General features: G+C 63.6%; 24 protein-coding genes. 13 read left to right on the plus strand and 11 right to left on the minus strand.

Annotation, left to right across the window (positions count from 1 at the left end; translation table 11 throughout):
• Nucleotides 1-230: 230 nt before the first annotated feature.
• The 6 genes from WCE35_RS26380 to WCE35_RS26405 form a co-directional block, all read right to left on the minus strand.
• The gene (locus WCE35_RS26380; RefSeq protein ID WP_424596245.1) at nucleotides 231-1,349 is read right to left on the minus strand and encodes a cobalamin-independent methionine synthase II family protein; all 1,119 of its coding nucleotides are present in this window, start codon (nucleotides 1,347-1,349) and stop codon (nucleotides 231-233) included.
• An 18-nt stretch (nucleotides 1,350-1,367) separates the two neighbouring features.
• Nucleotides 1,368-2,084, minus strand: a complete 717-nt coding sequence (locus tag WCE35_RS26385; protein WP_424596246.1) for an ABC transporter ATP-binding protein — start codon at nucleotides 2,082-2,084, stop codon at nucleotides 1,368-1,370.
• Nucleotides 2,077-2,829, minus strand: a complete 753-nt coding sequence (locus tag WCE35_RS26390; RefSeq protein ID WP_424596247.1) for an ABC transporter ATP-binding protein — start codon at nucleotides 2,827-2,829, stop codon at nucleotides 2,077-2,079. Before WCE35_RS26390 ends, WCE35_RS26385 begins: the two co-directional genes overlap by 8 nt.
• Nucleotides 2,826-3,851, minus strand: coding sequence for a branched-chain amino acid ABC transporter permease (locus tag WCE35_RS26395; RefSeq protein WP_424596248.1), 1,026 nt, complete (start codon nucleotides 3,849-3,851; stop codon nucleotides 2,826-2,828). The genes WCE35_RS26390 and WCE35_RS26395 overlap by 4 nt, the downstream gene beginning before the upstream one ends.
• A 7-nt stretch (nucleotides 3,852-3,858) precedes the next feature.
• A complete protein-coding gene (locus WCE35_RS26400; RefSeq protein WP_424596249.1) occupies nucleotides 3,859-4,728 on the minus strand; it encodes a branched-chain amino acid ABC transporter permease in 870 nt (289 codons plus the stop codon).
• A gap of 136 nt (nucleotides 4,729-4,864) precedes the next feature.
• Complete coding sequence (locus WCE35_RS26405; protein ID WP_424596250.1) at nucleotides 4,865-6,043, minus strand: ABC transporter substrate-binding protein; 1,179 nt, start codon at nucleotides 6,041-6,043, stop codon at nucleotides 4,865-4,867.
• 353 nt (nucleotides 6,044-6,396) lie between these two features.
• Between WCE35_RS26405 and WCE35_RS26410 the strand changes: the two genes are divergently transcribed.
• The 3 genes from WCE35_RS26410 (at nucleotide 6,397) to WCE35_RS26420 (ending at nucleotide 8,422) form a co-directional block, all read left to right on the plus strand.
• Nucleotides 6,397-6,675: a hypothetical protein gene (locus WCE35_RS26410; protein WP_424596251.1), complete on the plus strand. Its 279-nt coding sequence runs from the start codon at nucleotides 6,397-6,399 to the stop codon at nucleotides 6,673-6,675.
• A gap of 214 nt (nucleotides 6,676-6,889) precedes the next feature.
• Nucleotides 6,890-7,477, plus strand: a complete 588-nt coding sequence (locus WCE35_RS26415) for a DUF2939 domain-containing protein (RefSeq protein ID WP_424596252.1) — start codon at nucleotides 6,890-6,892, stop codon at nucleotides 7,475-7,477.
• A 96-nt stretch (nucleotides 7,478-7,573) separates the two neighbouring features.
• Nucleotides 7,574-8,422, plus strand: coding sequence for a uroporphyrinogen-III synthase (locus WCE35_RS26420; RefSeq protein WP_424596253.1), 849 nt, complete (start codon nucleotides 7,574-7,576; stop codon nucleotides 8,420-8,422).
• A gap of 14 nt (nucleotides 8,423-8,436) precedes the next feature.
• Here the strand turns inward: WCE35_RS26420 and WCE35_RS26425 are convergent, their stop codons facing one another.
• Nucleotides 8,437-8,673: a hypothetical protein gene (locus WCE35_RS26425; protein ID WP_424596254.1), complete on the minus strand. Its 237-nt coding sequence runs from the start codon at nucleotides 8,671-8,673 to the stop codon at nucleotides 8,437-8,439.
• Nucleotides 8,674-8,825: 152 nt separating this feature from the next.
• The gene (locus WCE35_RS26430; RefSeq protein ID WP_424596255.1) at nucleotides 8,826-9,038 is read right to left on the minus strand and encodes a hypothetical protein; all 213 of its coding nucleotides are present in this window, start codon (nucleotides 9,036-9,038) and stop codon (nucleotides 8,826-8,828) included.
• Nucleotides 9,039-9,336: 298 nt separating this feature from the next.
• Here WCE35_RS26430 and WCE35_RS26435 point away from each other — a divergent pair, with 298 nt between their 5' ends.
• The 3 genes from WCE35_RS26435 to WCE35_RS26445 all read left to right on the plus strand — a co-directional run bounded on the left by WCE35_RS26435 (nucleotide 9,337) and on the right by WCE35_RS26445 (nucleotide 14,367).
• Nucleotides 9,337-11,979, plus strand: coding sequence for a M10 family metallopeptidase C-terminal domain-containing protein (locus WCE35_RS26435; RefSeq protein ID WP_424596256.1), 2,643 nt, complete (start codon nucleotides 9,337-9,339; stop codon nucleotides 11,977-11,979).
• Between the two features lie 287 nt (nucleotides 11,980-12,266).
• The gene (locus WCE35_RS26440) at nucleotides 12,267-13,352 is read left to right on the plus strand and encodes a sterol desaturase family protein (RefSeq protein ID WP_424596257.1); all 1,086 of its coding nucleotides are present in this window, start codon (nucleotides 12,267-12,269) and stop codon (nucleotides 13,350-13,352) included.
• A 421-nt stretch (nucleotides 13,353-13,773) separates the two neighbouring features.
• Nucleotides 13,774-14,367 carry a hypothetical protein gene (locus tag WCE35_RS26445; protein ID WP_424596258.1) on the plus strand — a complete coding sequence of 198 codons (594 nt, stop codon included), beginning with the start codon at nucleotides 13,774-13,776 and terminating at the stop codon, nucleotides 14,365-14,367.
• Between the two features lie 20 nt (nucleotides 14,368-14,387).
• On the opposite strand, the gene fcl is transcribed toward WCE35_RS26445, so the two are convergent.
• Both fcl and gmd read right to left on the minus strand, forming a co-directional pair.
• Nucleotides 14,388-15,332: a GDP-L-fucose synthase gene (gene fcl / locus WCE35_RS26450; RefSeq protein ID WP_424596259.1), complete on the minus strand. Its 945-nt coding sequence runs from the start codon at nucleotides 15,330-15,332 to the stop codon at nucleotides 14,388-14,390.
• Nucleotides 15,313-16,398, minus strand: a complete 1,086-nt coding sequence (gene gmd, locus WCE35_RS26455) for a GDP-mannose 4,6-dehydratase (RefSeq protein ID WP_424596260.1) — start codon at nucleotides 16,396-16,398, stop codon at nucleotides 15,313-15,315. The genes fcl and gmd overlap by 20 nt, the downstream gene beginning before the upstream one ends.
• 595 nt (nucleotides 16,399-16,993) lie before the next feature.
• On the opposite strand from gmd, the gene WCE35_RS26460 reads away from it, so the two are divergent.
• From WCE35_RS26460 to WCE35_RS26485, 6 genes are all read left to right on the plus strand, one after another.
• A complete protein-coding gene (locus WCE35_RS26460) occupies nucleotides 16,994-17,815 on the plus strand; it encodes an ABC transporter ATP-binding protein (RefSeq protein ID WP_424596261.1) in 822 nt (273 codons plus the stop codon).
• Nucleotides 17,812-19,743 carry a long-chain fatty acid--CoA ligase gene (locus WCE35_RS26465; RefSeq protein ID WP_424596262.1) on the plus strand — a complete coding sequence of 644 codons (1,932 nt, stop codon included), beginning with the start codon at nucleotides 17,812-17,814 and terminating at the stop codon, nucleotides 19,741-19,743. The genes WCE35_RS26460 and WCE35_RS26465 overlap by 4 nt, the downstream gene beginning before the upstream one ends.
• A 163-nt stretch (nucleotides 19,744-19,906) precedes the next feature.
• Nucleotides 19,907-20,800, plus strand: a complete 894-nt coding sequence (locus WCE35_RS26470; RefSeq protein WP_424596263.1) for a branched-chain amino acid ABC transporter permease — start codon at nucleotides 19,907-19,909, stop codon at nucleotides 20,798-20,800.
• 3 nt (nucleotides 20,801-20,803) lie between these two features.
• On the plus strand, nucleotides 20,804-21,877 hold the full coding sequence (locus WCE35_RS26475) for a branched-chain amino acid ABC transporter permease (protein WP_424596264.1): 1,074 nt from the start codon (nucleotides 20,804-20,806) through the stop codon (nucleotides 21,875-21,877).
• Nucleotides 21,878-21,934: 57 nt separating this feature from the next.
• Nucleotides 21,935-23,215, plus strand: coding sequence for an ABC transporter substrate-binding protein (locus WCE35_RS26480; RefSeq protein WP_424596265.1), 1,281 nt, complete (start codon nucleotides 21,935-21,937; stop codon nucleotides 23,213-23,215).
• Nucleotides 23,216-23,298: 83 nt separating this feature from the next.
• Complete coding sequence (locus tag WCE35_RS26485) at nucleotides 23,299-24,135, plus strand: ABC transporter ATP-binding protein (protein WP_424596266.1); 837 nt, start codon at nucleotides 23,299-23,301, stop codon at nucleotides 24,133-24,135.
• A gap of 14 nt (nucleotides 24,136-24,149) precedes the next feature.
• On the opposite strand, the gene WCE35_RS26490 is transcribed toward WCE35_RS26485, so the two are convergent.
• Entirely contained in the window at nucleotides 24,150-25,301 is a 1,152-nt protein-coding gene (locus WCE35_RS26490; protein ID WP_424596267.1) for an AGE family epimerase/isomerase, read from the minus strand.
• Nucleotides 25,302-25,393: 92 nt separating this feature from the next.
• On the opposite strand from WCE35_RS26490, the gene WCE35_RS26495 reads away from it, so the two are divergent.
• A complete protein-coding gene (locus tag WCE35_RS26495; protein ID WP_424596268.1) occupies nucleotides 25,394-26,629 on the plus strand; it encodes a phenylacetate--CoA ligase family protein in 1,236 nt (411 codons plus the stop codon).
• Nucleotides 26,630-26,682: the final 53 nt, after the last annotated feature.

Consider the following 26,682-nt stretch of genomic DNA (forward strand, 5'->3'; position numbering starts at 1 on the left):
GCTACAAAGTGGAATCCGGCCCCGCCACGTCATTGCGAGCAGCACTTGCGACGACTTGTCCGACGTAGCTCAGCGAGCGACGGCGGAAGCAATCCATTCTCTCCTTTTGCGCGGCTCGATGGATTGCTTCGCGGAGCCTGTCATCGGGCGCGCATTCGCGCGACCCGGTGGCTCGCAATGACGAACTGGTCGCGCATTCGCGCGACCGCTGGCTCGCAATGACGGTGGACCTATTTCCCCCACACCTCGTTGGCGACATCGACCGCGAGCTTCAGCTTGGCCCACTGCTCTTCCTCGGACAGGATGTTGCCTTCCTCGGTCGAGGCGAAGCCGCATTGCGGCGACACCGCGAGCTGATCGAGCGGGGCGAATTTGGCCGCCTCCTCCAGCCGCCGCTTGATGTCGTCCTTGCTTTCGAGCTCGCCGAATTTCGAGGTGATGACGCCGACCACCACGATCTTGTTGCCCTTCGGCAAGTACCGCAGCGGCTCGAAGCCGCCGGCGCGGTCGGAATCATATTCCAGGAAATAGCCGTCGTAATTTGTTCCGGCCAGCATGGTCTCCGCCACCGGCTCGTAGCCGCCGGAGGAAATCCAGGTGGAACGGAAATTGCCGCGGCAGACATGCGTGGTGATCACCATGTCGGACGGCCGTTCCGATATCGCGTAGTTGATGATGCGGGCATAGATTTCCTGCAACCCGTCGGGATCATCGCCGCGCTCGCGGGCCTTGTTCAGTTCGTCCGGCGAGCAGAGATAGGCCCACACCGTGTCGTCGAACTGCAGATAGCGGCATCCGGCGTCATAGAACGCCTTCACCGCCTTGCGGTAGGTCTTGCCGAGATCCTCGTAGAAGGCGTCGAGGTCGGTATAGACCGCCTTCGAGATCGCCCTGCGGCCGCCGCGGAAATGCAGCACCGCCGGCGAGGGAATCGTCATCTTCGGCATGACATGGGCTGTGTCGCATTGTTTTTTCAGGAAGCGAAAATGATCCAGCATCGGATGATCGGCGGGGAAGTCGAGCTTGCCGATCACGCGGACGGCGTCATGCCGGGTCTCTACCCCCGCGAACTGGATGCCCTGGTCGGGATGGAACAGTTCGCAGCCCGTCAGTTTCGCGAGAAAATCGAAATGCCACCAGGAGCGGCGGAATTCGCCGTCGGTCGCAAGCCTCAGGCCGATCGAGGCCTGCCTGTGCACGACCTTCTCGATTTCCATGTCTTCAACCTTGCGCAGATCTTCGGCCGCGATCTCGCCCTTCTCCAGTCTGGCGCGCGCTTGCCTGATGCGCGGCGGCCGCAACAGGCTGCCGACCTCGTCGGCGCGGAAAGGGGGTTTTGTTCTTTGCATGATCTCAACTCCAGGAAATCAGTGTGCCGCGGCGGCGGAGACGCCGAGATAGCGTTCCAGCGCCGCGGGATCGGCCTTCAGGGCGGCGCTGGCCGCGTCGTGCACGATCGCGCCGCGCTCCAATATCACAACGCGGTCGGCCAGCCCCAGAATCTTTTGCGCGTTCTGCTCGACGATGATCGAGCAGATGCCGCCGGCACGGGTGATGGTGCCGAGCGCCCGCAGCAACTCCTCGACGATGATCGGCGCCAGCCCCTCGGTCGGCTCGTCCAGCAGCAGCACCTTCGGGTTCAATGTCAGCGCGCGGCCGATCGCCAGCATCTGCTGCTCGCCGCCGGAGAGCTGGTTGCCGAAATTGCCGCGCCGCTCCTTCAGCCGCGGAAACATCGCGTAGACCTTCTCGACCGTCCACGGCCCGGGCTGCGCCACCGCCGTCATGTTTTCCTCGACGGTCAGCGAGCGGAAGATATTGCGCTCCTGCGGCACCCAGCCGATCCCGGCCCGCGCCCGCTGGTCCGGCCGCATCGCGGTGATATCGCGCCCGCCAAGCGCGAGCGTGCCGCCGAAACGACGGGTGATGCCGACGATCGAATTGATCAGCGTGGTCTTGCCAGTGCCGTTGCGGCCGAGCAGCGCCAGCGCCTCGCCCTCGCCAAGCGTCAGCGACAGGCCCGGCAGCACCACGGCTTCGCCATAACCGGCGCGCAGGCTCTGAATGGCTAGAAGATCAGGCATCGGTGGCCTCGCCGAGATAGACCGCCTTGACCCGGGGATCGCGCGCCACCGCGTCCGGCGGGCCTTCCACCAGCATCGCGCCGTTGACCAGCACCGAAATGCGGTCGGCGAACGAGAACACCAGATCCATGTCGTGCTCGATCAACAGCACCGTGACATCCCGCGGCAGGGCTGCGACCGCGGCCAGAATGTCGTGGCGCTCGCTTTCGGGGACGCCGGCGGCCGGCTCGTCGAGCAGCAGCACGCGCGGCCTGGTCGCGATCGCCACTGCGATCTCGAGCAGGCGCTGCTTGCCATAGGGCAGCGTCGCAGTCGGCGCGTTCATCACGTCGAGCAGATGAAAGCGGGCGAGATTCTCCGCAATCTCGCGGTTGACGTCGTCCCGCGAGCCCATCCGCCGCCACCAGTCGCCGCCGCGGCCGAGCCGTTCGGAGACGGCAAGGCCGATGGTCTCGAGCGGCGTCAGCTCGGCATAGAGCTGATTGATCTGGAAGGTCCGCGACAGTCCGCGCAGCACCCGCGTATGAACCGGCAAGTCGGTGATGTCGTTGCCTTCAAGCAAGATGCGCCCGGCATTGGGCTTGAGCACGCCGGTCAGGAGATTGATGACGGTGGTCTTGCCGGCGCCGTTCGGCCCGATCAGGGCGTGGCGAGCGCCCTGCTCGACCTTAAGCGACAGATCGCGTGTGACCCTGAGCCCGCCGAATGATTTTTCCAGCCCGCTCGTTTCCAGCGCGATCGTCATGGCGCGTCGCTTTCGGGAACGGCAACCTTGCGTCCGGTCAATTGCCGGATGACGAGGTTGGGAAGCCACAGCACCCAACGATGCAGGCGCACGCGTCCGACCAGCACGATCACGACCAGCACGAGGCCGATCCAGAACTGCCAGTATTGCGGCGTGATGGTCGAGAACAACTCCTGCAACATCTTGAACACCACCGCGCCGATCAAACCGCCATAGAGATAGCCGGTGCCGCCGAGCACGAGCACCAGCATCAGATCGGCGGAACGCTCGAACGAGAACACATCCAGCGAAGCAAGCGCCGTGGTCTGGGTGAACAGGGCGCCGGCGATGCCGGCATAGAACGCGGCCAGCGTGTAGGCTGCGATCAGGCGACGGCTGACGGGAACGCCGACCGCCGCCGCCCGCAGCGGATTGTTGCGGATCGCGCGCAGCGACAGGCCGAACGGCGAATGGACGATCCGCCGCGCCAGCAGGAACAGCGCGAACAGGACGGTCAGGGAATAGAAGAAGCCGGTCTTGCCGAACATGTCGAAGGCAAACCAGCCGAGCAGCGGCGCGATCTCGATGCCCTGCAGCCCGTCAGTGCCGCCGGTGATATCGGAGAAGCGTTCCGCCAGCGCTTCCAGCAGCAAGGCGATGCCGAGCGTCACCATCAGCCGGGTGAGATCGACGCCGCGGATGACCAGAAAACTGGTGAGGAAGCCGAGAGCCATGGCGACAAGACCGGCCGCGACCAGCGCGATGACCGGCTCGCCGATCACGCCATGCAGCGCCATCAGCCCCGCGGAATAGGCGCCGACGCCGAAGAACGCGGCGTGCCCGAGCGAGACGATGCCGGCGTAACCCAGGATCAGGTCGAGCGACAGCGCAAACAGCGCCAGCCGCACGATGTCGGTCATGATCAGGTAGCGCGAGGGGAACAGGAACGCGCAAGCCAACGCCAGAATCCAGAACGCGATCTCGCCGGCGCGCCAGCGGGCGCGGCTGATGGCATGCGATGAGACGTCGGCAAGCGCGGTCATCACAAGCTCAGCGCGCGGCGGTGCGGCCGAACAGGCCGTTCGGACGCCAGATCAGGATCACGATCATGATGGTATAGATCACGAACGGCCCCATTTTCGGCACGTAATATTTGCCGGCGACGTCGCCGATGCCGAGCAGAAGCGAGGCGAGAAACGGCCCGGTGATGCTGGAGGAGCCGCCGACCGTCACCACGATCAGGAAGTAGATCATGAATTTCAGCGGAAAATACGGATCGAGCCCGAGGATTTCGGCGCTGAGCGCGCCGCCGAGTCCGGCGAGGCCGCAACCGAACGCAAAGGTGAGCGCGAACACCCGCGGCACGTTGATGCCAAGGCCGCTCGCCGCGCGCGGATCGTCCACCGCCGCGCGCAGGCGGCTGCCGAAGCGCGTGCGCGCCAGAACGAGCTGCAGCGCCACCGTGAGCAGGCCGCAGATCGCGACGATCATCAGCCGGTAGCGGCCGATGCCGACGCCGAAAAAGTCGAACTGGCCTTCGAGCGCCGCCGGCAATTTGATGAAGATCCGCGACGATCCCATGATGTAATCGACCGCCGCCACCGACATGAACACGAGGCCGACCGAGAACAGCACCTGATCGAGATGACTTCGCGCGTAGAGGTGACGGTACAGCGCGCGTTCCAGCACCGCGCCGATCAGGGCGGTGGCGACAAAGGCAAGCGGCAGGCCTGCGAAAAACGGCCAGCCGGATTTGTTGACGAGAACCGCGCAGACATAACCGCCGGCCATGGCGAAGGCGCCATGGGCGAGATTGACGAAATTCATCAGCCCGAGCGTCACCGCGAGCCCGCAGGCCAGCACGAACAGCAGCATGCCGTAGGCGATGCCGTCGAACAGGATGGTGAACAGCGTGGTCATTTGGGGAAAGCCCGAGAACCCTTCGAGGCCGTCATTCCGGGGCAGCGCGCAGCGCTGAACCCGGAATCTCGCGCGACAATTTCGAGATTCCGGGTTCGCGAGCCAGGGCTCGCGCCCCGGAATGACGACCTCGTCGTCACTTCCTGGTCTTGCCGGCGTCCTTGACGGCCTCGAAGGTCGCGAATTCGACGTTGTAGAGCTCGCCGCCGACCTTCTCGACCTTGCGGATGTAGATGTTCTGCACGATGTCGCGGGTTTCCGGGTCGATCATGATCGGGCCGCGCGGGCTTTCCCACTTCATCCCCTTCATCGCCTCCACCAGCGCATCGCCGTCGGTGTTGCCGCCGGTCTTTTTCAGCGCCTCATAGATCAGGCGGATGCCGTCATAGCCGCTCACCGCCATGAAACCCGGACGGTTGCCGAACGCCTTCTTGTAGGCGGCGACGAAATCCCTGTTCATCGCTGACGGATGGGCCGCGGAATAGTGATGCGCGGTCACGGCGCCGAGCGCCGCATCGCCCATGCCGTTGAGGAGATCGTCGTCCATGACGTCGCCGGGACCGATCACCTTGATGCCCGTTTTGTCGAGCCCGCGCTCGGCATATTGCTTCATGAAGTTGCCGCCCTGGCCCGCCGGCACGAACACGAACATGGCATCCGGCCTGGAATCCTTCATCCGCTGCAGGAACGGTGCGAAGTCCGGATTGGCCAGCGGCACCTTGACCTCTTCGACGATCTCGCCGCCGCCGGCGGTGAAATTCTGCTTGAAGAAGGTCAGCGCGTCGTTGCCGGGGGCGTAGTCGGAGGTCAGGGTCGCGACCTTCTTGATGCCGTTCCTGGCGGCCCAGTCGCCGATGATGGTGGAGGATTGCGCGAGGGTAAAACTGGTGCGCACGATATAGGGCGAGCGCTCGGTGATGATCGAGGTGCCGGCCGCCATCACGATTTCGGGAACCTTGGCCTGCGTCGCCAGCGGCGCCGCGGCAAGCGCTGCCGGCGTCACGCCGAAGCCGGCGATGAAACTGACCTTGTCATTGACGATCAGTTCCTGCGCGAGGCGCTTGGTATTGTCGGGAACCGCGGCGTCGTCCCTGAGAATGATCTCGATCTTCCTGCCGGCGACGGTATCGCCGTTCTGCTGCATATAGAGCTTGACGGCGTTGTCGATCTGCTTGCCGGTCGATGCCTGGCCGCCGGTCATCGGCAGGATCAGGCCAACCCTGACCGCGTCCTGCGCCTGAACCGGCGTCAGGGCAAGCGCGCCCGAAGCGGCGACGGCGCTTGCGGCCAGCAGCATTTGACTTCGAATGAACATGAACATCCCCTCCCCTGATCGGTCGTGTGCCTCGAACCAGGTCACCGGCCGTTGCCTCACCATAGCCCAGATTTTTCGGCCGTGTCGCGCGGCGACATGGCCTCCTCTGGCGTCCTGTTGTCAATCGGACCAGGGGGGTGTTCCGGCCAGATCCCGCCCCTTGCAACACCAGCCCCAGCCCCCAGCCGGCCGACCATCGGTCTTCTGCCATCCGGAACATCATGATACCTAACGCCACCAGATAAGCCAAATTTGCCCTTTTAAGGGGATCAGGATCGGCTGACGAAGCGCGTCGCCGCAAGGTGCCGCAAATCCATCAGCTCTGTACAGGACAAGGTTGTAGCGCCCTGCCGATGCCGATCAGCGCCCGCCATATCTCCATGATCGCCGCAGCCCTGCTTGCAGGCTGCGCGTTGGGCGGATGCGGAACGATCAACGGGACCATCGCGGCCGGGGTAAGCGACGCGATCCCGGCCTGGGCCGGCGGCGTTCCCGCCGATGCTCCGCCCCGTCCCGGCACCGCCGCATACGACGAGTTCATGAAGGAACGGGAGAGGAAGCGCGTGATGCCCGCGTCGGAACGCGGCGAGGAGCCCAAATCCACGCCGGTGTCGCTGGATCCCGTTCGCTGATTGATCTCGCTTGCACCTGATGGCCCGGTGCTCCCGGGTGCATCCGAATGCCGGATTATCGACACAAAATCGCCGCTGGCATCGCGTTGTCCGGCGTGGCAAACAGCCGCTTCACCGTTTGGTGACACTCCACGACATTCAAATCAACATGCACGGCGATTATGGTCGCCCGGCTGGTCGCGGCATCGCATGCCGCGGGAACGGGATTTTTCGGATGCGCTGGTTCCTCGGCACGGTTGTTGCTCTCGTCGTTGCTATCGCGATCTATCTTGGATCGGCGGCCACTTCGCTGTCCGCGCTTGCTTCCGCCGCGCGCGCCGGCGATGGTGCCAGGGTGCTCGAACGCACCGACGTCATGGCGCTCAACCGTTCGCTGGCGAACCAGATCGTCGGCGCCTATCTCGAACGCATCGGAGCGACGCGCCGCGTCAGCCCCATGGAAAAGATGCTGATCAATACCTACGGCGCGACGATTGCCGACGCGATGGTCGCCAAGATGCTCACCGCCGACAATTTGACGCAGATGCTCAAGACCGGCAAGCTGGACGTCACGCCGGGCGTGCCATCGTTCGAGGGGTTGCCGGCATTGACCGACCTCCAGACTGCGAACTGGCTGTCGCTGCTCGGACGCGTCAATTTGATCCAGCCGGTGCTGCTCGGCATTCGCGTGAGCGACAATTCCGATCCCGAAAATTATGCGGCGATCAATCTGCACTTCGAAGGCGGCGGCTGGAAACTGTCGGGCATCGAACTGCCGAAGGCCATCGTTCGCACCCTCGCCGCAAGCCTTCCCGTCAAATAGATCGGCCCTGCTCTATCACCGCGAACGTGCTTGCGCCAATCCCGAAACCGGGGTGAAGATCACCAAAGCGCGGGCGGTCCGCGTTGGAACCAGATCATGGCTGACAGGCTGAGCGGCTACCGCATCCTGATCCTGGAAACGCGCGAGGAAGCGCAGTTTTCCCGCCTGCTGGCCGAACAGGGCGCGGACGTGCTGCGATGTCCGATGTTCGCGATCCATGACGCGCCCGACCCGGCGCCGGTCGAGGCCTGGATCGGGCGGCTGATCGAGGCGCCTTTCGACGATCTGATGCTGATGACCGGCGAAGGCCTCCGCCGCCTGATGAAGGTCGTGCGGCGCCTCGGCGTCGAGCCGCAATTCGTCGCAGCGCTTGGCAAGGCGCGCAAATTCGCGCGCGGTCCGAAACCCGGCCGGGCGCTGCGCGAGATCGGGCTCGAGCCGCAGATGACGACGGCGAAGCCGACATCGGAAGGCATCGTCGAGATGCTTTCGCGCGTCGATCTCCGCGACCATCGCCTCGGCCTGCAGCTCTATCCGGACCGGGATCACAGCGTCCTGATCGGCGCGATCAAGGCACAGGGCGCCGACGTCGATTGCGTGCTGCCTTATGTCTACGACGCGCAGGAGGCGGATGCCAATATCGTCACCGCCATCGACGAGATGGCGGCGAGCCGCGTCGATGCGATCGCGCTGACGAGTTCGGGCCAGGTCCGGCGGTTGATGGAGGTCGCGCAGGCACATCGATGCGAGGCGCGGCTGCGGGCGGGCCTCGCGCAGACGCCGATCGCCTCGGTCGGGCCGGTGGTTTCCGATGAACTCAGATCCTTTGGTCTGCGAACCGACATCTCGCCGGCCAACGATGCTTACTTCATGAAGCCGCTGATATCGGCCATATCAGCGGCGCTCGCCGGCAAGGCGCCGCGCATGGCGGCCGGCGCGCGTTGATCACGCGGACCGGGTTACGGCAACCGGTAAAGCGGCTGAAGCCGCTGCTGGACTTCGGCTCCCGCACGCTGAACGGTCGACGGATCTCCGCTGTCGGCGGCGATGATGCAAATCTCCCAGTTGGAAACCGATCGCGGATTCTTTGTTTCCACGATCACGACGTCATGCACGCCCTCGCAACCGCCATGGTTGCGGATTTCGGCCAGAACAAGCGCGGCCAGTTCTTTTTTCGTCAAAGTCGATTCAGACATCCCGCGCCTGCCGGCCCATGACTTCTCAACAACACGCGGCGCGGCTAGCCGGGTCTTCGGCCGCTGCAGCTCGATCGAGCTGTCGAAACTGCTTCATTCGTGCGCATTTGTCGAGACGGGGGCGCGTTGCACCATCGGGGCGGCGGCGGCCGTCAACGCGACAACCGCTGCAGGTCGGCGCGCGCCTTTGCCGCGAGCGAGTCGTCGCCGTGTCGGGCGATGAACAGTTCGAGCGCCTCGGCGGTGCCCTTCTGGCGCGCCAGCTGATATTCTTCCGCAACCGCAAGCGCAGGGTCGCGGGCGGGCGGAACGCTGCGGTCGCGCTGAGCGTTCGGGGCGTCATCCGCGGCGACAATCTTGGTCATCATCAGGTTTCCTTCCCAAAGGAGATGATCCGGATGGAACAGCAGCATTATGGCAACGAGCGCCCCGACGGCAAAACGCTTGTACCGGTTCTCGCCTGCGACCTTCGGCCCTATCATCGCCGCCGTCCCCGAATCACCGGCGGGTTCCGTCCCCCGGCGCCTGCGAATCACTATTGATAAAGTGTTACAGGTACCGGGAAGCCCGTCTTGTTCAAGTTAAGCTAAAGCTATCATTCTCAAGATAAGCTGGACCTAGTTCCCGAATCAGGCTGCGGCAAGGCATCCCGGAGAGGTCAATTTGGCTACCGCCGTATCTGTAACCCAAACAAACAACGCGGAAATCGACGGCCTGCTGGGCGGAACGAAATGGTCCGGCATCATCACGTACAGCTTTCCGGATTTGCCGAGCGACTACGCCGCGGCCTATGGCGGCAGCGGCGAGCCGACCACCGCCGGCTTTGCGTCCGCGCCAGTCCAGATGCAGCAGGCAATCAACTACGCCATCGCGCTGATCTCGAGCTACACCAATGCCACCCTCCAGTTCGCGGGAACGAATGGAGCCGACATCATGGTGGCGCAGTCCCCCGCCGCCAATCCGACCTCCTACGCCTATTATCCGGGGAACGTCCCGGCCGGCGGCGATATCTGGTTCGGCACAGCCTACAACTACTCGCTGGCCTCGCTCGGCAACTACTATTTCGCGACCGCGCTGCATGAACTCGGTCACGCCTTTGGCCTCAAGCACAGCCAGGAAACCGGCGGTGTCGCCAATGTCGCGGTACCGGCCGCGCATGACGATTCCGAATTCACCGTCATGAGCTATCGCAGCTATGTCGGTGGCCCGCTCACCGGTTATACCAACGAAGCCTATGGTTTTCCGCAAACCTACATGGCGAACGACATCCTGGCGCTGCAGGCGCTTTACGGCGCGAACTATTCCACCCATAGCGAGAATACCGTCTACTCTTGGAGCCCGACCACCGGAAAGGAGTTCATCAATGGCGTCGCGCAAATGGCGCCCGGCGGAGGCGCCGGCGGCTCAGCCAACCGCATATTCGAAACGGTCTGGGACGGCAACGGCATCGATACCTATGACCTGTCGAACTACACGACAGGGGTGACGATCAATCTCAACCCGGGCGCGTCGTCGATCACCTCATCGGTGCAGCTGGCCTATCTTGGAAACGGCCATTACGCGCAGGGCAATATTTTCAACGCCTATTTGTTCAGCAACGATCCCCGCTCCTACATCGAGAATGCTATTGGCGGTTCGGCCGGCGACAGCCTGACCGGCAACGCGATCGCCAACGTGCTGAACGGCGGTGGCGGCGACGACGTGCTGATCGGCGGCGGCGGAAACGATACGCTGATCGGCGGCTCCGGCAACGACACCGCGGTATTCAGCGGCAACCGGGCCAATTATCTGATCACCTACAACGCCGCTACGCAGACCTTCACCCTGGTCGATCAACGCACCGGCTCGCCGGACGGCACCGATACCGTCACCGGCGCGGAGAACTTCCAGTTCGCCGATATGACCGTTGCCAGCCCATCGCTTGCGCCCAACACACCGCCGGTGCTGACGGTGCCGTCAGCCAATGTGGCGGCGACCGCGGGACAAACGATCGCGGCTTCCAGCCTGTTCAGCGCCACCGACGCCGACGGCGATGCGCTGTCCTATTATCTGTTCGACAACACGCCCGCCGCCAACAGCGGCCACTTCGCGGTCAATGGCACGACGGTCGCGGCAGGTACGCCTTACAAGATAACCGCCGCGCAACTCGCACAGACGACATTTGTCGCGGGGGCCGCGGGCGTCTCCGACGATCTGTTGGTGATTGCCTACGACGGCAAGGCCTTCTCGGGTGGCGGCAATTACAGCGAATTCCATGTCAACGTCGCCACACCCACCAATCACGCCCCGGTGCTGACGGTGCCGTCAGCCAATGTAGCGGCAACCGCGGGGCAGACGATCGCGGCTTCCAGCCTGTTCAGCGCGACTGACGCCGATGGCGATGCGCTGACCTATTACCTGTTTGACAACACCCCGGCTGCCAACAGCGGCCACTTCGTGGTCAATGGGGCCACTGTCGCGGCGGGAACGCCTTATGCGATCACCGCGGCACAGCTGGCGCAGACCACATTCGTCGCGGGAGCCGCGGGCGTCTCCGACGATCTGTTGGTGATCGCCTATGATGGCAAGGCCCTCTCCGGCCCCGACTACACCGAATTCCATGTCAACGTCGCCGGCGCCACCAACCACGCCCCGGTGCTGACGGTGCCTTCGGCCAATGTGGCGGCGGCCGCGGGACAGACGATCGCGGCCTCAAGCCTGTTCAGCGCGACCGACCTCGATGGCGATGCCCTGACCTACTACCTGTTCGACAATACCCCGGCTGCCAACAGCGGCCACTTCGCGGTCAATGGGGCTACTGTCGCGGCGGGAACGCCTTATGCGATCACCGCAGCGCAGCTCGCCCAGACCACGTTTGTGGCGGGGGCTGCGGCCGTCTCCGACGATCTGTTGGTGATTGCCTACGACGGCAAGGCCTTCTCGGGTGGCGGCAATTACAGCGAATTCCATATCAACGTCGCCGCACCCATCAACCACACCCCGGTGCTCACGGTGCCCTCGGCCAATGTGGCGGCGACGGCGGGACAAACGATCGCGGCTTCCAGCCTGTTCAGCGCGACCGACGCCGACGGCGATGCGCTGTCCTATTATCTGTTCGACAACACGCCCGCCGCCAACAGCGGCCACTTCGCGGTCAATGGCACGGCGGTGGCGGCAGGAACGCCCTACAAGATTATCGCAGCTCAGCTCGCGCAGACGACGTTCGTCGCGGGCGCGGCAGGCACGTCGGACGATCTCTTTGTCATTGCCTATGACGGCAAGGTGCTCTCCGGCCCGGACTACACCGAATTCCACGTCTTCGTCTGAAATTTCACGGCAGCGGGTCTTCGCATCGAAAGCGGAGACGCAATTCCACCCGGGGGATCGGCGAGCAGCCGCTTTTTTTAGCCCGGCTGATCTGACGCTAGAATTAAACCCGAGGCGACCAGAACCAGATCGTTGGCGGCTCCTCGCATACATAGAACAACGGCGGCGCCGCCCCCAACCCACGGCATCCGACCACGCCGCCCGCTGTGATCAACCGCCTCCCCCTAGCGGCTGCCTGCGGTTTCCTGTAATGAACGCGGCAATCCTGGCAGGGGCTCGGACCAAACGTGCAGACTGGAAAGCGCAAAGCCGCCGCAGCGGTGGTGCTGGCGATCGTCTTGATCGCCTGCGTCGTCGGCTGGCTGGCGCCTTCCCACGCCCGCGATGGCGTTCGGGCCATCCTGGGCTTTGTCGGCCGCCGCGTCGAGACGGCCTTCACCGGCCAAAAGCTGGAAATCGTGCTGATCTGCGCGGCGGGCCTCGGGCTCGAAGCCGTGCTCGTGGGTTGGCGTAACTCGAGCGTATTCCGGCTTTTGTTCGCACGGCGCCGCTCCGCCATTGTCGATGCCGTCTTTTTCGGCGTCCTGATGACGGGCTTCGCCGATATCATGTCGATCATCCTGACGTTTGGCATATCGGTGGAATCCGGCCGGGTGGTCAACTGGATCATCTCTCAATACGGCTGGTCCCGGATCGCGCTGCCGGCCGAAGGCGTGCTGCCCCTCGCCGCGGGATTTGGTGTCTACTGGCTGCTGACGACATTTTTCAGCTACTGGGGGCATCGCCTGATGCACACCCGGTATTTATGGCACCTGCACCGCTTTCACCACGCCGCCACCGAACTGAACCTGATCACCGTGTTCAGGCAGCACCCCGTCGAGCCGGTCATCCTCAACTTTCTGAGCGTCGTTTCGCCGCTGCTTTTTTTCAAAGTGTCCGACCAGATTCTCCTTATCTATCTTGTGGTGGGAACGACGGTCGACCTTTTGGCTCACAGTCACCTTCCGTGGACCTATGGCTGGATCGGATCCTGGATTTTCCTGTCGCCCCGGGTTCACCAGGTTCATCATTCGGTCGAGGACGAACACCGCGATCTGCATTTCAGCAGTTGTCCGTTGTGGGATCATGTGTTCGGCACCTGGTACACCGGAACGAAAAGGCCAGCCGCCTATGGCGTGCCCGACAACCAATATGAGGACCGTCCGCTGCGGCAATTCGTGCTGGATGCGCTGAAATTTTACGCGGCGATCGGCGGAGGCCTTCGCTCGCGCCTCAGGCGCCGGCAGCTCCGTCCGGCAGACCGCGCGAGAGCGGCGATCGACGAATCCTGCAGCAGCATATCCAATTATTCGCCACTGCCTCCGCCGAACTAGGCAGCTGACCCATCAACCCGATCGATGGGCGGACAACTGCAATTTTGACCATTTGCGAGGTGGTTCAGGGCGTCGCGGCCATCACGTGTTGCGATGCGCCTGAACTGATTCAATCTGTTGAAGCAACGCTCGCAGCGGCCGGATTATCTTCCACTTGAATTCGGTCAGTTCGTGGCGGGCCAGCGGCAAACTCGAACCGCATCCGCCGTAAAACAGGCGCCTTTACGAGTATTCTGCCCGAGCCCTCTGGGTCCGCACGACGCCGATCGATGTCTTCTCATCGGCAACCAATCGACAACTTCATGAGCCGGGCTTGCGCATGCATAACTCGCTCGAGCCCCTCGGTAGTTGCCCGCTTTGCAGGCCGGTCGAGTTGCTCTGCTCCGGAGCGCCGCGCGTTCCCGGGCGCTGGAACCGGCCGGTGTTGGCGCTTGGCTCATTGGCGACGGTCGTGTTCGGCGTCGTGATGGCGATTGTCGTCTCGTCCGAATTCGCCGATAAGCTCCACGCCTCGCAGCCCCACCGGGTGCTGGGGCATGCGGTACTGGCTTTCTCCCTGTTCGCCGCGGGAAAAGCCGGCCTGATCGTCGCCGGGTTTGGCTGTGACAAATGCCTGTCGCGGCTGACCGGCAAGTTCTGGCATGACGACGACGGCGGGGATCGATGGCGCATCCAGCCGAGGTGCAACATGAAAAAGCTCCTGGTGCTGGGCGTGCTCGCTCATCTCGCGATCGGTTTGGCTTGTCCGGAGGCTGGCAGCGCACAGGGTCTTGGCCTCGATGGTGCCATCGCCGCGCGCAAGCCCTCCTGCATCTACAACGACCTGCGTATCGGGTGCCAGGCCGACGACAAGGTCGTATATGCGGTCAGCCCGTTTTACGTCGACTGGAATGCTGCGGCGAGAAGATGCATTGTTACGACCGACAAGCCGGTCTACCATGTCATCGACGGCGGCCCTTTCGAGACCAGAGCCGAGGCCAGGGCCGCCATCAAGACGATCAAGGGCTGCCCGTAACCATCGCCACGGCCGGCCGGCTATTTCGACTCCCGCAGGAATGCCTGATAGGCCAGCTTGATTCCGTCTTCCAGCGTCGTTTTCGCGCGCCAGCCGAGTTTGGCGAGGCGGCTGACGTCGAGCAGCTTGCGCGGCGTACCGTCGGGCTTGGAGGTATCGAAGCTGATCTCGCCGGCGTAGCCGACGGTCGAAGCGACCACGCGGGCGAATTCGGCGATCGTGATGTCCTCGCCGGTGCCGATGTTGACCAGTTCGTGGCTGGAGTAGATCTTTATCAAATGGATGCAGGCGTCGGCGAGATCGTCGACGAACAAAAATTCCCGGCGCGGCGTCCCGGTGCCCCAGACCACGACATTGGCGGCGCCGGAGGTTCTCGCCTCGTGAAACCGGCGGATCAGCGCGGCGACCACGTGGCTGTATTGCGGATGATAATTGTCGCCGCGGCCGTAGAGATTGGTCGGCATCACGCTGATGAAGTCGGAGCCATACTGGCTGCGATAGGCTTCGACCAGTTTCAGGCCGGCGATCTTGGCGATCGCATACGGCTCGTTGGTCGGCTCCAGCGGCCCCGTCAGCAGCGAATCTTCGCACAGCGGCTGCGGCGCCAGTTTCGGATAGATGCAGGACGAGCCGAGGAACATCAGCTTCTCGGTGCCGCGGACATGCGCGGCATGGATCACATTGGTTGCCACGATCAAATTGTCGTAGATGAACTCGCCGCGCAGCGTGTTGTTGGCGGCGATGCCGCCGACCTTGGCGGCTGCCAGAAAAACCACCTGCGGCCGCTTGTCGGCGAACCATTTGTTGACGGCGGATTGATCCCGCAGATCGACTTCGGTGCGTTTCGCCGTCAACAGCTCGACATTCTCCCGTTCCAGCCGGCGCACCAGTGCGGAGCCGACCATCCCGCGATGGCCGGCGACAAAGACCGTCTTGCCTTTCAGATCAAACGGGATTCGTGCCACTGGCCACCTCGCGCTTGGCCATGGCGATATCGCCTGCCACCATCTCCTTGACAAGCTCGGCGAACGTGGTTTTCGGCTTCCAGCCGAGCTTTTGATGCGCCTTGGTGGCGTCGCCGATCAGGAGATCGACTTCGGTCGGGCGAAAATAGCTCGGATCGATGCGCACGACGGTCTTGCCGGATTTTCTGTCGACGCCGGTTTCCTCGACCCCCTTGCCGCGCCACTCGATGCCGCGGCCGACTTCGGCGAACGCCAGCTCGACGAATTCGCGCACCGAGCGGGTCTCGCCGGTCGCCAGCACGAAATCGTCGGGTGCATCCGCCTGCAAAATCCTGTGCATGCCTTCGACGTAATCCCTGGCATGGCCCCAGTCGCGCTTGGCCTCGAGATTTCCGAGATAAAGCGTGTCTTCAAGCCCGGCTTCGATGCGGGCAACGCCGCGCGTGATCTTGCGGGTCACGAAGGTCTCGCCGCGGATCGGGCTTTCGTGATTGAACAGGATTCCGTTGGAGGCATAGATGCCATAGGCTTCGCGGTAGTTCACGGTGATCCAGTAGCCATAGAGCTTGGCGACGCCATAGGGCGAGCGCGGATAGAACGGCGTGGTCTCCTTTTGCGGCACTTCCTGAACCAGCCCGTAAAGCTCCGACGTCGAGGCCTGGTAGAATCGCGTCTCCCGTTCCATCCCGAGAATCCGGATCGCTTCCAACAGGCGCAGCACGCCAATGGCGTCGGCATTCGCGGTATATTCCGGGCTTTCAAAACTCACGCCGACATGGCTCTGCGCCGCGAGATTATAGATCTCGGTCGGCCTGATCTGCTGCATCAACCGGATCAAATTGGTTGAATCGGTCATGTCGCCGTAATGCAGCAGGAACGGCACATTGCCGAGGTGGGGATCCCGGTAGAGGTGATCGACACGCGCGGTGTTGAACGACGACGACCGCCGCTTGATGCCGTGCACCGTGTAACCAAGGCCAAGCAGATACTCGGCGAGATAGGCGCCGTCCTGGCCGGTGACGCCGGTAATCAGCGCAACGCGCCGTTTTGGATCCTGTATTGCCATATTCACTCCAACACCGCGCCGGCGCTGCCCGCGGGCACCGGATCGCACCCACGCCCGCCGGGCAACTCCAAACCGCGCCAGGCGGCCGCCGGGCGGGCGAAAGCCCATCGCGCCCCCAATTCGCCCGGCTGAACCGGGTAACGCAAGAGGCCTCACGCACGCGGCGCAGGCCATAGCACCGGGCCGGGCGCCAAGTCCAATGCCAAAGTCGTTTGGAATCAGGCTTTTAGGCGCCCCATCCGGAGCGCCGATGATTGACCCCTGGATCTGGATTTTGCGCGGCTTGGTCCGGGCCTAGGCCAGTCGCCGAGAGCCGCGAGCCGGCTAATTTGCTGACCATTGCCGGGCAAAAGACATTTCCAGCGTATCGCTTTCCCCCATGGAGGGCCACCTCGCGTTGCTGACGGCCACACCGGATCAGCGGATGGCGCCAAGGATAAGGTTGTACGCCGGATGTCCGGCGAAGGTGTCGAGTTTTCCTCGGCACAAGGCATCATTAGTCGGATGGCCTAGCAGTGGCGGCCGATATAGGATCAATATCGTGATTGCGAACGATAGATAAAGAGCGCGTCAAGCGCCGTATCTGGAGGGATCAGTGGCTTACACTTTGGAAGTGCGCGGGGTGTCGCTGCGCTTTGGTGGCGTGCGTGCGCTGACCGAAGTCAGCTTTGGCGTCAATGACGGCGAGTTGTTCTCGATCATCGGGCCAAACGGCGCCGGCAAGACCTCGATCATCAATTGCATCTCGGGCCGCTACAAGCCGACCGAGGGCCAGCTGTTCTATCGCAACAAGGACATCACCGGACTCAATCCCAACGCCCGGCCCCGGCTGGGCATCGGCCGTACCTTCCAGAATCTGGCGCTGTTCCATCATATGAGCGTGCTCGACAACATCATGGTCGGGCGGCACCACCTTTTGAAGAACAATTTCATCACGGGATCGGTGTACTGGCTGACCGGCGCGCGGCGCGAGGAGCTCGAACACCGCCGCAAGGTCGAGGAGATCATCGACTTCCTCGACCTGCAGTCGGTGCGCAAGGCGACCGCCGGCACGCTGCCGTTCGGCCTGCGCAAGCGCGTCGAGCTCGCGCGCGCCATGGCGCTGGAGCCGCAACTGATCCTGCTCGACGAGCCGATGGCCGGCATGAACTTCGAAGAGAAGGAGGACATGGCGCGCTATATCGTCGATCTCAACGAAGAGTTCGGCATGACGGTCATGATGATCGAGCACGACATGGGGGTGGTGATGGACATCTCCCATCGCGTCATGGTGCTGGATTTCGGCCGCAAGATCGCGGAAGGCGATCCGGCCACCATCCTCGCCGATCCCCATGTCAAGCGCGCCTATCTTGGCGAGGAAGACGAGGCGTTGGTCGATCCCGACGACACGCCGGCGCCCGCGGAGAGCGCGGCATGATGGATTACGCCGGCCGCGTCGCGCAAGCCGACACCTATCCCAAGCTGTTGCGTCTCAACGCCAGGGAACATGGCGGCGCGATCGCGCTGCGCGAAAAGGACCTCGGACTGTGGCGCGTCTTCACCTGGACCGACTACCAGGCGCGCGTGCGCGATTTCGCGCTCGGCATGATCGAACTGGGCCTCGGCCGCGGCGACGTCATCGGCATCATCGGCGACAACCGGCCGGACTGGGTCGCGGCCGAAATCGCCACCCATGCGATCGGCGGCATGAGCCTCGGGCTTTACCGCGACGTGCTGGACGAGGAAGCGGCCTATCTGCTGAGCTATGGCGAAGCCAAACTGGTGTTTGCCGAGGACGAGGAGCAGGTCGACAAGCTGCTGGCGTTGGCCGATCGCGCGCCGAACCTCAGGCACATCGTTTATTCCGATCCGCGTGGCATGCGGAAATATGACGATCCCCGCCTGATGGACGCACGCAAGCTCGTGGCGATGGGGAACGATCGTGCCGCGCGCGAGCCTGGCCTCTACGACAGGCTCGTCGATGCGACCCGCGGCGAGGACATCGCCATCCTCTGCACCACGTCAGGCACCACGGCCCATCCGAAGCTCGCCATGCTCGCGGCCGGCCGCGTACTGAAGCATTGCGCGGCCTATCTCGCGTTCGATCCGAAAGGGCCGGATGACGAATATGTCTCGGTGCTGCCGCTGCCCTGGATCATGGAGCAGGTTTACGTGCTCGGCAAAGGGCTATTGTGCCGGATGAAGATCAACTTCGTCGAAGAGCCCGAAACCATGATGCACGATTTCCGCGAGATCGCGCCGACCTTCGTGCTGTTCGCGCCCAGGGTCTGGGAATCGATCGCCGCCGACGTGCGCGCGGGCATGATGGATTCCTCGCCGCTCAAGCAAAAGCTCTACGACCTCGGCATGAAGACCGGCCTCGCCGCGCTGGCGCAGGGCAGGCATTCGGTGCTTGCCGACACGCTCTTGTTCCGCGCGCTGCGCGACCGGCTGGGCTTCACGCGGTTGCGTTCGGCCGCGACCGGCGGCGCCGCGCTCGGCCCCGATACGTTCAAGTTCTTCCAGGCGATGGGCGTGCCGCTGCGGACGCTGTATGGCCAGACCGAGTTGCTGGGGGCCTATACGCTGCATCCGATCGACAAGGTCGATCCCGACACTACCGGGGTCGCCATGGCCGACACGATCGAAATCCGCATCGACGATCCCGACATCAATGGCGTCGGCGAGATCGTGGTGCGTCACCCCAACATGTTCCTCGGCTATTACAAGAACCCGGAAGCTTCCGCCGCCGACGTCAAGGACGGCTGGATGCAATCGGGCGACGCCGGTTATTTCAACGACAACAAGCAGCTCGTGGTGATCGACCGCATCAAGGATCTCGCCGAAACCGCGCGCGGCGACCGCTTTTCGCCGCAATATATCGAAAACAAGCTGAAATTCTCGCCCTACATCGCCGAAGCCGTGGTGCTCGGCGCCGGCCGCGACGCGCTGGCGGCGATGATCTGCATCCGCTACTCGATCATCTCGAAATGGGCGGAGAAGAACCGGATTTCGTTCACCACCTACACCGACCTCGCCTCGCGGCCCGAAGTCTACGCGCTGTTGCGCAAGGAGGTCGAAACCGTCAACACGACGCTGCCGCCGGCGCAGCGCATCTCCCGCTTCCTCCTGCTCTACAAGGAGCTCGACGCCGACGACGGCGAACTGACCCGCACGCGAAAAGTCCGGCGCAGTGTCATCAACGAAAAATACGCCGATATTATCGACGGGATCTATCGCGGCAGGCGCGACATTCCGGTCGACACCGTGATCCGCTTCCAGGACGGCACCACCCAGCGCATCCGCACCACGCTTGGGGTGGTCGACCTCGGGCGCGCGACGGCGACCGCGGAGGCCGCGGAATGAGCCAAATTTCGTTCAGTACCCGCGGAGAGCCCCCCTCACCCGGCGCGCGTCGCACGCCGACCTCTCCCCGCAAGCGGGGCGAGGTTAGGGCAGCACCGCCGTTCTTTCACCTCTCCCCGCTTGCGGCCGCAAGCGGGGAGAAGTTATCACCACCCGAACCCGCATGAACACCCAGCTCCTCATTCAATTACTGGTCAACGGCCTCGTGGTTGGCACGCTGTATGGCGTGGTCGCGATGTCGTTTGTGCTGATCTACAAGGCGACCCAGGTGGTGAATTTCGCGCAAGGCGAATTGCTGCTGATCGGCGCCTGGGTTTGCTGGTGGCTGCTGACCAGATACCAAATCCCGTTCTATCTCGGCATGCCCATTACGCTCGTGTTCATGTTCCTGTTCGGCATCGCCGTCCAGGTGGTGATCCTGCGTCCGATGATCGGTGAACCGATCATCTCGGTGATCATGGTGACGATCGCCCTTTCCACCGTGTTCGCCGCGCTGATGAAATGGATCTTCGGCGTCAATCTTCAGCCGTTTCCGCGCATCTTCACCACCCACAACGTCAACATCCTCGGGCTTCAGGTTCAAACCGTCTATCTGATGAGTCTGGCGGTCTCGCTCGCCATGATGGCGGGGATGGCGTGGTTCTTCCGTTTTTCGAAATATGGCCTTGCCATGCGCGCCACCGCATTCAACCAGCAGGTGGCGCAATCGCTCGGCATCTCCGTCAAGAGCGTTTTCGCCATGGCGTGGGCCATCTCCGCGACCGTCTCGGCGGTCGCCGGCGTGGTGGTGGCCGTGGTCAATGGCGTCTCGGCGGGGCTTTCGGCCTACGGCGTCAAGGTGTTTCCGGCGGCGATCCTCGGCGGCCTCGACAGCGTCGGCGGCGCCGTGCTCGGCGGCATCATTATCGGCCTTTTGGAAAACCTCGCGCACTTTCTCGACAGCGAATACCTGCACTGGGGCAATCTCTATGAAATCGCCCCGTTCTACGTGCTGATCGTGATCCTGATGATCAAGCCATACGGCCTGTTCGGCACCAAAGATATCGAGCGGATCTAAACCATGGCAGGCCCGAGCCTCATTCCCGCCGGCGATTTCCGCACCAGCTATGCGGCGGACACCACCGTGTTCCCGACCAGGACCGGCCGCCACGCGATGATTGTCGGCATCGTCCTGATCTGCCTTGCGCCGCACCTCTTGAACGAATACAGCCTCAGCCTGCTGATTCAGATCGGCATCTTCGGCATCGCAGCACTCGGCCTCAACATTGTCGTTGGCTTCACCGGCCAGATCTCGATCGGTCATGCCGCCTTCTTCGGCTTTGGAGCGTTCACGTCGGCCTATCTGTCCAACCGTTTCGGAATACCGGTGTTCTTCTGTATTCCGCTCGCCGGCATCGTCACCGCGGGCGTCGGACTGATTTTCGGGCTGCCTGCCGCGCGCCTCAAGGGACTTTATCTCGCGATCGCCACCCTGGCTGCGCAATATGTCCTGCTCGATTTCTTTGCCCGCGCCGAGTGGTTCACCGGCGGCAGCGTGCCCGCCAGCGCCGAACCGTTCTCGATTTTTGGCTATTCGTTGCGCGGCGACAAGAAATACTTCTATGTCGTCCTGGCCTATGTCGTCGTCAGCTATCTGCTGGTGACCAACATGATGCGTTCGCGCGACGGGCGGGCGCTGGTCGCGGTGCGCGATCACTATCTGTCCGCCGAGATCATGGGCATCAACCTTACCAAGTATCGCACGCTGTCGTTCGGGCTCGCGGCCTTCTTCGCCGGTGTCGGCGGCGCGCTCTATGCGCATTACAATCAGGTGGTATCCAACGAAGGTTTCGGTATCGATCGCTCGATCATCTTCCTTGCCATGATCATTATCGGCGGCCTCGGCTCCATCATGGGCACGCTGATGGGCACCGCCTTCATGGTGCTGCTGCCGGAATCGATGGAATGGCTCAGTGTCGCGCTGCGCGGCAGCCCGATCGATGCGATGCTGGGGCTGAAGAACAACATCGCGTTCTTGCGCGAGATGTCCATCGGCGTCATCATCATCGCCTTTCTGGTTTTTGAGCCGGACGGACTTGCGCACCGGTGGCGACAGATCAAGGCCTACTGGAAACTCTACCCGTTCTCGCATTGAGGTCGGAACGGGACGGACTTTAAGAAGACCTCGAGTGGAAACCGGAGGATGAAGCCTATGACAATGAAAACCTTGTTGAGTACGGCCGGGCTGGCATTGCTGCTCGGTGGCATCGCGGGGACGGCCCAGGCCCAGATCGCGCTTGGACATCTTGCCGATTATTCGGGGCCCACCTCGGACGTTGGAACGCCTTTCGGTCAGGGTGTCGCGGACACCTATGCCTGGATCAACAAGAACGGCGGCATCAACGGCGTCAAGGTCAACGTCGACACGGTTGACTATGGCTACCAGGTGCCGCGCGCGATTGCGCAGTACAAGAAATGGTCGGGCACCGACAAGGTGGCGGCCATTCTCGGATGGGGTACCGCGGACACCGAAGCCCTCACCGGCTTCCTGGCGGAAGACAAGATCCCGGATATTTCGGCCTCGTACGCCGCGGCGCTTTCCGATCCGACCGGCGCGGGCGGCAAGGCCAAGCCGGCGCCCTACAACTTCTTCTATGGCCCGAGCTATTCGGATGCGCTTCGCGGCATGTTGACCTGGGCCGCCGACGACTGGAAGGCGAAGGGCAAGCCCGGCAAGCCTAAATTCGCTCATATGGGGGCCAACCATCCCTACCCGAACGCGCCCAAGGCGGCGGGCGAAGCGATTGCGGCCGAACTCGGCTTCGAGGTGCTGCCGCCGATCGTGTTCGCATTGACGCCCGGCGACTACAGCGCGCAGTGCCTGACGCTGAAAAGCTCCGGCGCCAATTACGCCTATCTCGGCAATACCGCGGGCTCCAACATCTCCGTGCTCAATGCCTGCAAGACCGCCGGCGTCGACGTGCAGTTCCTCGGCAATGTCTGGGGCATGGACGAGAATGGCGCCAAGGCCGCCGGCGCCGCCGCCGACGGCGTGGTGTTTCCGTTGCGCACCGCGGTGGCCTGGGGCGGCAACGCACCTGGCATGAAGACCGTGATGGAGATATCCAGGATGTCGGATGCAGCCGGGACTGCCTATCGGCCGGTGCACTATATCGCCGGCGTTTGCACCGCGCTCTACATGAAGGAAGCCGTCGAGTGGGCCGCCAAGAACGGCGGCGCGACCGGCGAGAACGTCAAGAAAGGCTTCTACCAGAAAGCCGACTGGGTTCCGGCGGGCATGGACGGCGTCTGCAATGCCTCGACATGGACTGAAAAGGACCATCGCGGCACGCTCAAGGTCGATCTGTACCGCATGAAAGTCGCGGGCGCGACCGATGCGCCGCTGAACGATCTGGTCAAGAATGGCGGCATCAAGCTCGAGAAGGTCAAGACCATCGACTTGCCGCGCAAGGCCGAATGGCTCGGCTGGTAAGCCAGCGGGATTTCCGCAGGGCTCTCCACACCGGCTGTCATCACCCGCCTTCTCGGGTGATGACAGGGAGGGGGTATCGCGACATGGCTGAAACCGCCGAAACAACGCGCGCAACGCCAGGCGCCGCGACCGCCCCGCTGCTGTGCGTGCGCAATATCGAGGTGGTCTACGACAACGTCATCCTGGTGCTGCGCGGGTTGAGCATCGACGTGCCGCGGGGTGCGATCGTGGCGCTGCTCGGCGCCAATGGCGCCGGCAAGTCGACGACGCTGAAGGCAATCTCCGGCCTGCTCAAGACCGAGGACGGGGAAGTCACCCGCGGCGAGATCATTTTCGACGGCGCGCGCATCAACGGCATCGACCCCGACAAGATCGTGCGCCGCGGCATCTTCCAGGTGATGGAAGGCCGCCGCATCATCGCCGACATGACGTCGCTGGAAAATCTGCGGCTCGGCGCCTTCACCCGCAGCGACAACGAGGTCGGCGCCGACATCGACATGGTGTTCCAGTATTTCCCGCGCCTGAAGGAGCGCACGGGATTGGCCGGCTATCTCTCCGGCGGCGAGCAGCAGATGCTGGCGATCGGCCGCGCGCTGATGGCGCGGCCGAAGATGATCCTGATGGACGAGCCGTCGATGGGGCTGTCGCCGCTGCTGGTCAAGGAAGTGTTCGCGATCATCAGGGAGATCAACCGCGATCTCGGCGTCACCATCCTGCTGGTGGAGCAGAACGCGCGCGCAGCACTTTCGGTCGCCAGCCACGGCTACATCATGGAGCAGGGCAAGGTAGTGCTCGACGGCTCGGCCTCCGAATTGCGCGACAATGAGGACGTCAAGGAATTCTACCTCGGCGGTGCCGGCGACCAGCGCAGGAGTTTCAAGAACCTGAAGAGCTTCAAGCGGCGCAAGCGGTGGCTGTGAGCGTTCTGAGGCGTTCAGCCAAGCACTTGCTCTGCTTCCACCACCGCGCAGAGGACATGATAAAACGAAGACGCAGGGATCGTAGCGACCAGCGATTTGCCGTCGCCATCGAATTGATCGTACCAGCCACCTTGGAGGGGGTGTCGCAGGTAATGCCGCTCCAAGCGCAACAGTGCGGCGCGGGCCTCGTCCGCGGCGCCCGCCTCCCCCGCCTCGGCCTGCGCGATCCACGCCTTGGCGATTTCGCTCTGCGGCCACAGGCGCCGGCTCGGCCTTCTGATATTGCCATCGGCGTCGCCCTCGTCGATCAGGCAGCCCGTCGTCGCTTCGCGATATCGCAACGCCGACGCCAGCAGTTCGGCGCGGTAGCGTCCGGTCGGGCAGCCGGTAATCCGCTCAAAGCCCTTCAACAGCCAGACCCATTCCGCCTGATGTCCCGGCTCGACGCGGACCGGCTCGATCCTCGACCAGTCGTCCTCGAAATATTCGCCAAGCACATGCTTCTGCCTGTCGTAGAGATTGGCGAGAAAAAGGGCGAAAAATTCGCCGGCGCGATTTTGAAACGCCGCGTCATGGGTGGCTTCGAACGCGGCGATCATCGCTTCGAACAGATGCATATGCGGATTTTGCCGGCGCGGCATCGACGCGGGCAACCCCTCCAGAAAGCCGCCATGCGGCGAGCGCAGCCGGCTATCCAGGAACGCAAGCAGCGCGTCGATTTCGGAACGGACCTGGGCATCGCGATCGAGCGCATAAACGTTGGCGAGCGCCAGCAGGACAAACGCGTGGTCATAGGTGTCGCGCAGCGGGTCCAGGACGGCGCCATCGGGCGCGAGCGCATGAACAAAGCCCGGCCGGCCATCGGGGGCCTTCGCCGTCGTCAACAGGTGATCGAGCCCCTTCAGCGCGATCTCGCGCCCCTCGGGATACCAGCCCATCTGCGCGGCCTTGGCGAAGCAATAGATCTGCCGGGCCTGCACGAAAACGCGTCGGGGGGCGTGACGATCGGCGCGGCCGTCCTGATCGAGCCGGTCCACGAAGCCGCCGGTCGCCCGGTCCCACCCTTGCTTCGACCACAACGGCAGGGCGTGATCGATCATGCGAAGCTTCAGTTTCGCAACGATGTCGACCGATTCTTCAGCCGCGGCGGATTGTCCTTCAGCCATTGCGTTTCCTGGAGCCTCACCAACACCGGTCGCAGCCGTCTGATATCACGTAACAGGCGGGGCGCAATCGGCCCGACCATGCAGGACCAGTCATGACCGACCATTACGACGCCCTTGAAACGCGCGATCCCGAACAGCGCGAGGCCGCGCTGTTTTCCCGGCTGCCGGACCTGCTGCGCAAGGCCATGGAGGCACCGGCCTATGCCGAGCGCCTGCGCGGCATCGATCCCGCCGGGATCGTCAACCGGGCCGCGCTGGCCCGCCTGCCGGTGCTGCGGAAGTCCGAACTCCCCGCCCTGCACAAGGCCGCGCTGCCCTTCGGCGGCTTCGTGGCGGCGCCGCCGGGCTCGTTCGGGCGGCTGTTCACCTCGCCCGGCCCGATCTTCGAGCCGGAGCCTGCGCATGCCGATCCCTGGCGCGGCGCGCGGGCGCTGTTCGCGGCCGGGTTCCGGCCCGGCGACGTGGTGCTGAATACGTTCAGCTATCACCTCACGCCCGGCGGCTTCATTTTCGACGCTTCCGCGCGGGCGCTCGGCTGCGCCGTGATTCCGGCCGGTCCAGGCAACACGGAAGCCCAATTCGAGCTGATCGAGGCCTATCGCCCGGTCGGCTATAGCGGCACACCGGATTTCCTGAAAATCCTGCTCGATGCGGCCGCCAGCGCCGGACGCGACGTTTCCTCGATCACGCGCGCGCTGGTGTCGGGCGCCGCATTTCCGAAATCGCTGCAGGATGAAATCAAGGCGCGCGGCGTCGATGCCTGTCAGGCGTTCGGCACCGCCGATCTCGGCATCATCGCCTTCGAGACGCCGGCGCTCGACGGCATGGTCGTCAACGAAGACCTGATCCTGGAAATCGTGAAGCCCGGCACCGGCGATCCGGTCGCGCCGGGCGACGTCGGCGAGATCGTCGTCACCTCGCTCGACCCGCATCATGCGTGGATCCGTCTCGCGCTCGGCGATCTCACCGCAGCGCTGCCGGGCACCAGCCCCTGCGGGCGCACCAACATGCGCATCAAGGGCTGGATGGGCCGCGCCGATCAGACCACCAAGGTCAAGGGCATGTTCGTGCATCCCGAGCAGATCGCCAAAGTGGCCAAAGCCCATCCCGAACTCGGCCGGCTGCGGCTGGTGGTGGCGCGCGCCGGTAACGAGCAGGATGTCATGACCTTGCGCGCCGAGTCGCCGACTCAGGATGCTCAACTCGCGGTCCGTGTGACCGAAACCCTGGCGGCGCAGACCAAGTTGCGCGGCGAGGTGCAACTGGTGGCGCCGGGCTCGCTGCCCAACGACGGCAAGGTCATCGCCGACGAACGGACGTATGGCTGACGGGAGGGAAGACGGGAGCGAGCGGACGTCCCGAATCTGCATCCCGCGTATGC

The organism is Bradyrhizobium sp. (assembly GCF_049691595.1).
In the GTDB taxonomy this organism is placed as follows: domain Bacteria; phylum Pseudomonadota; class Alphaproteobacteria; order Rhizobiales; family Xanthobacteraceae; genus Bradyrhizobium.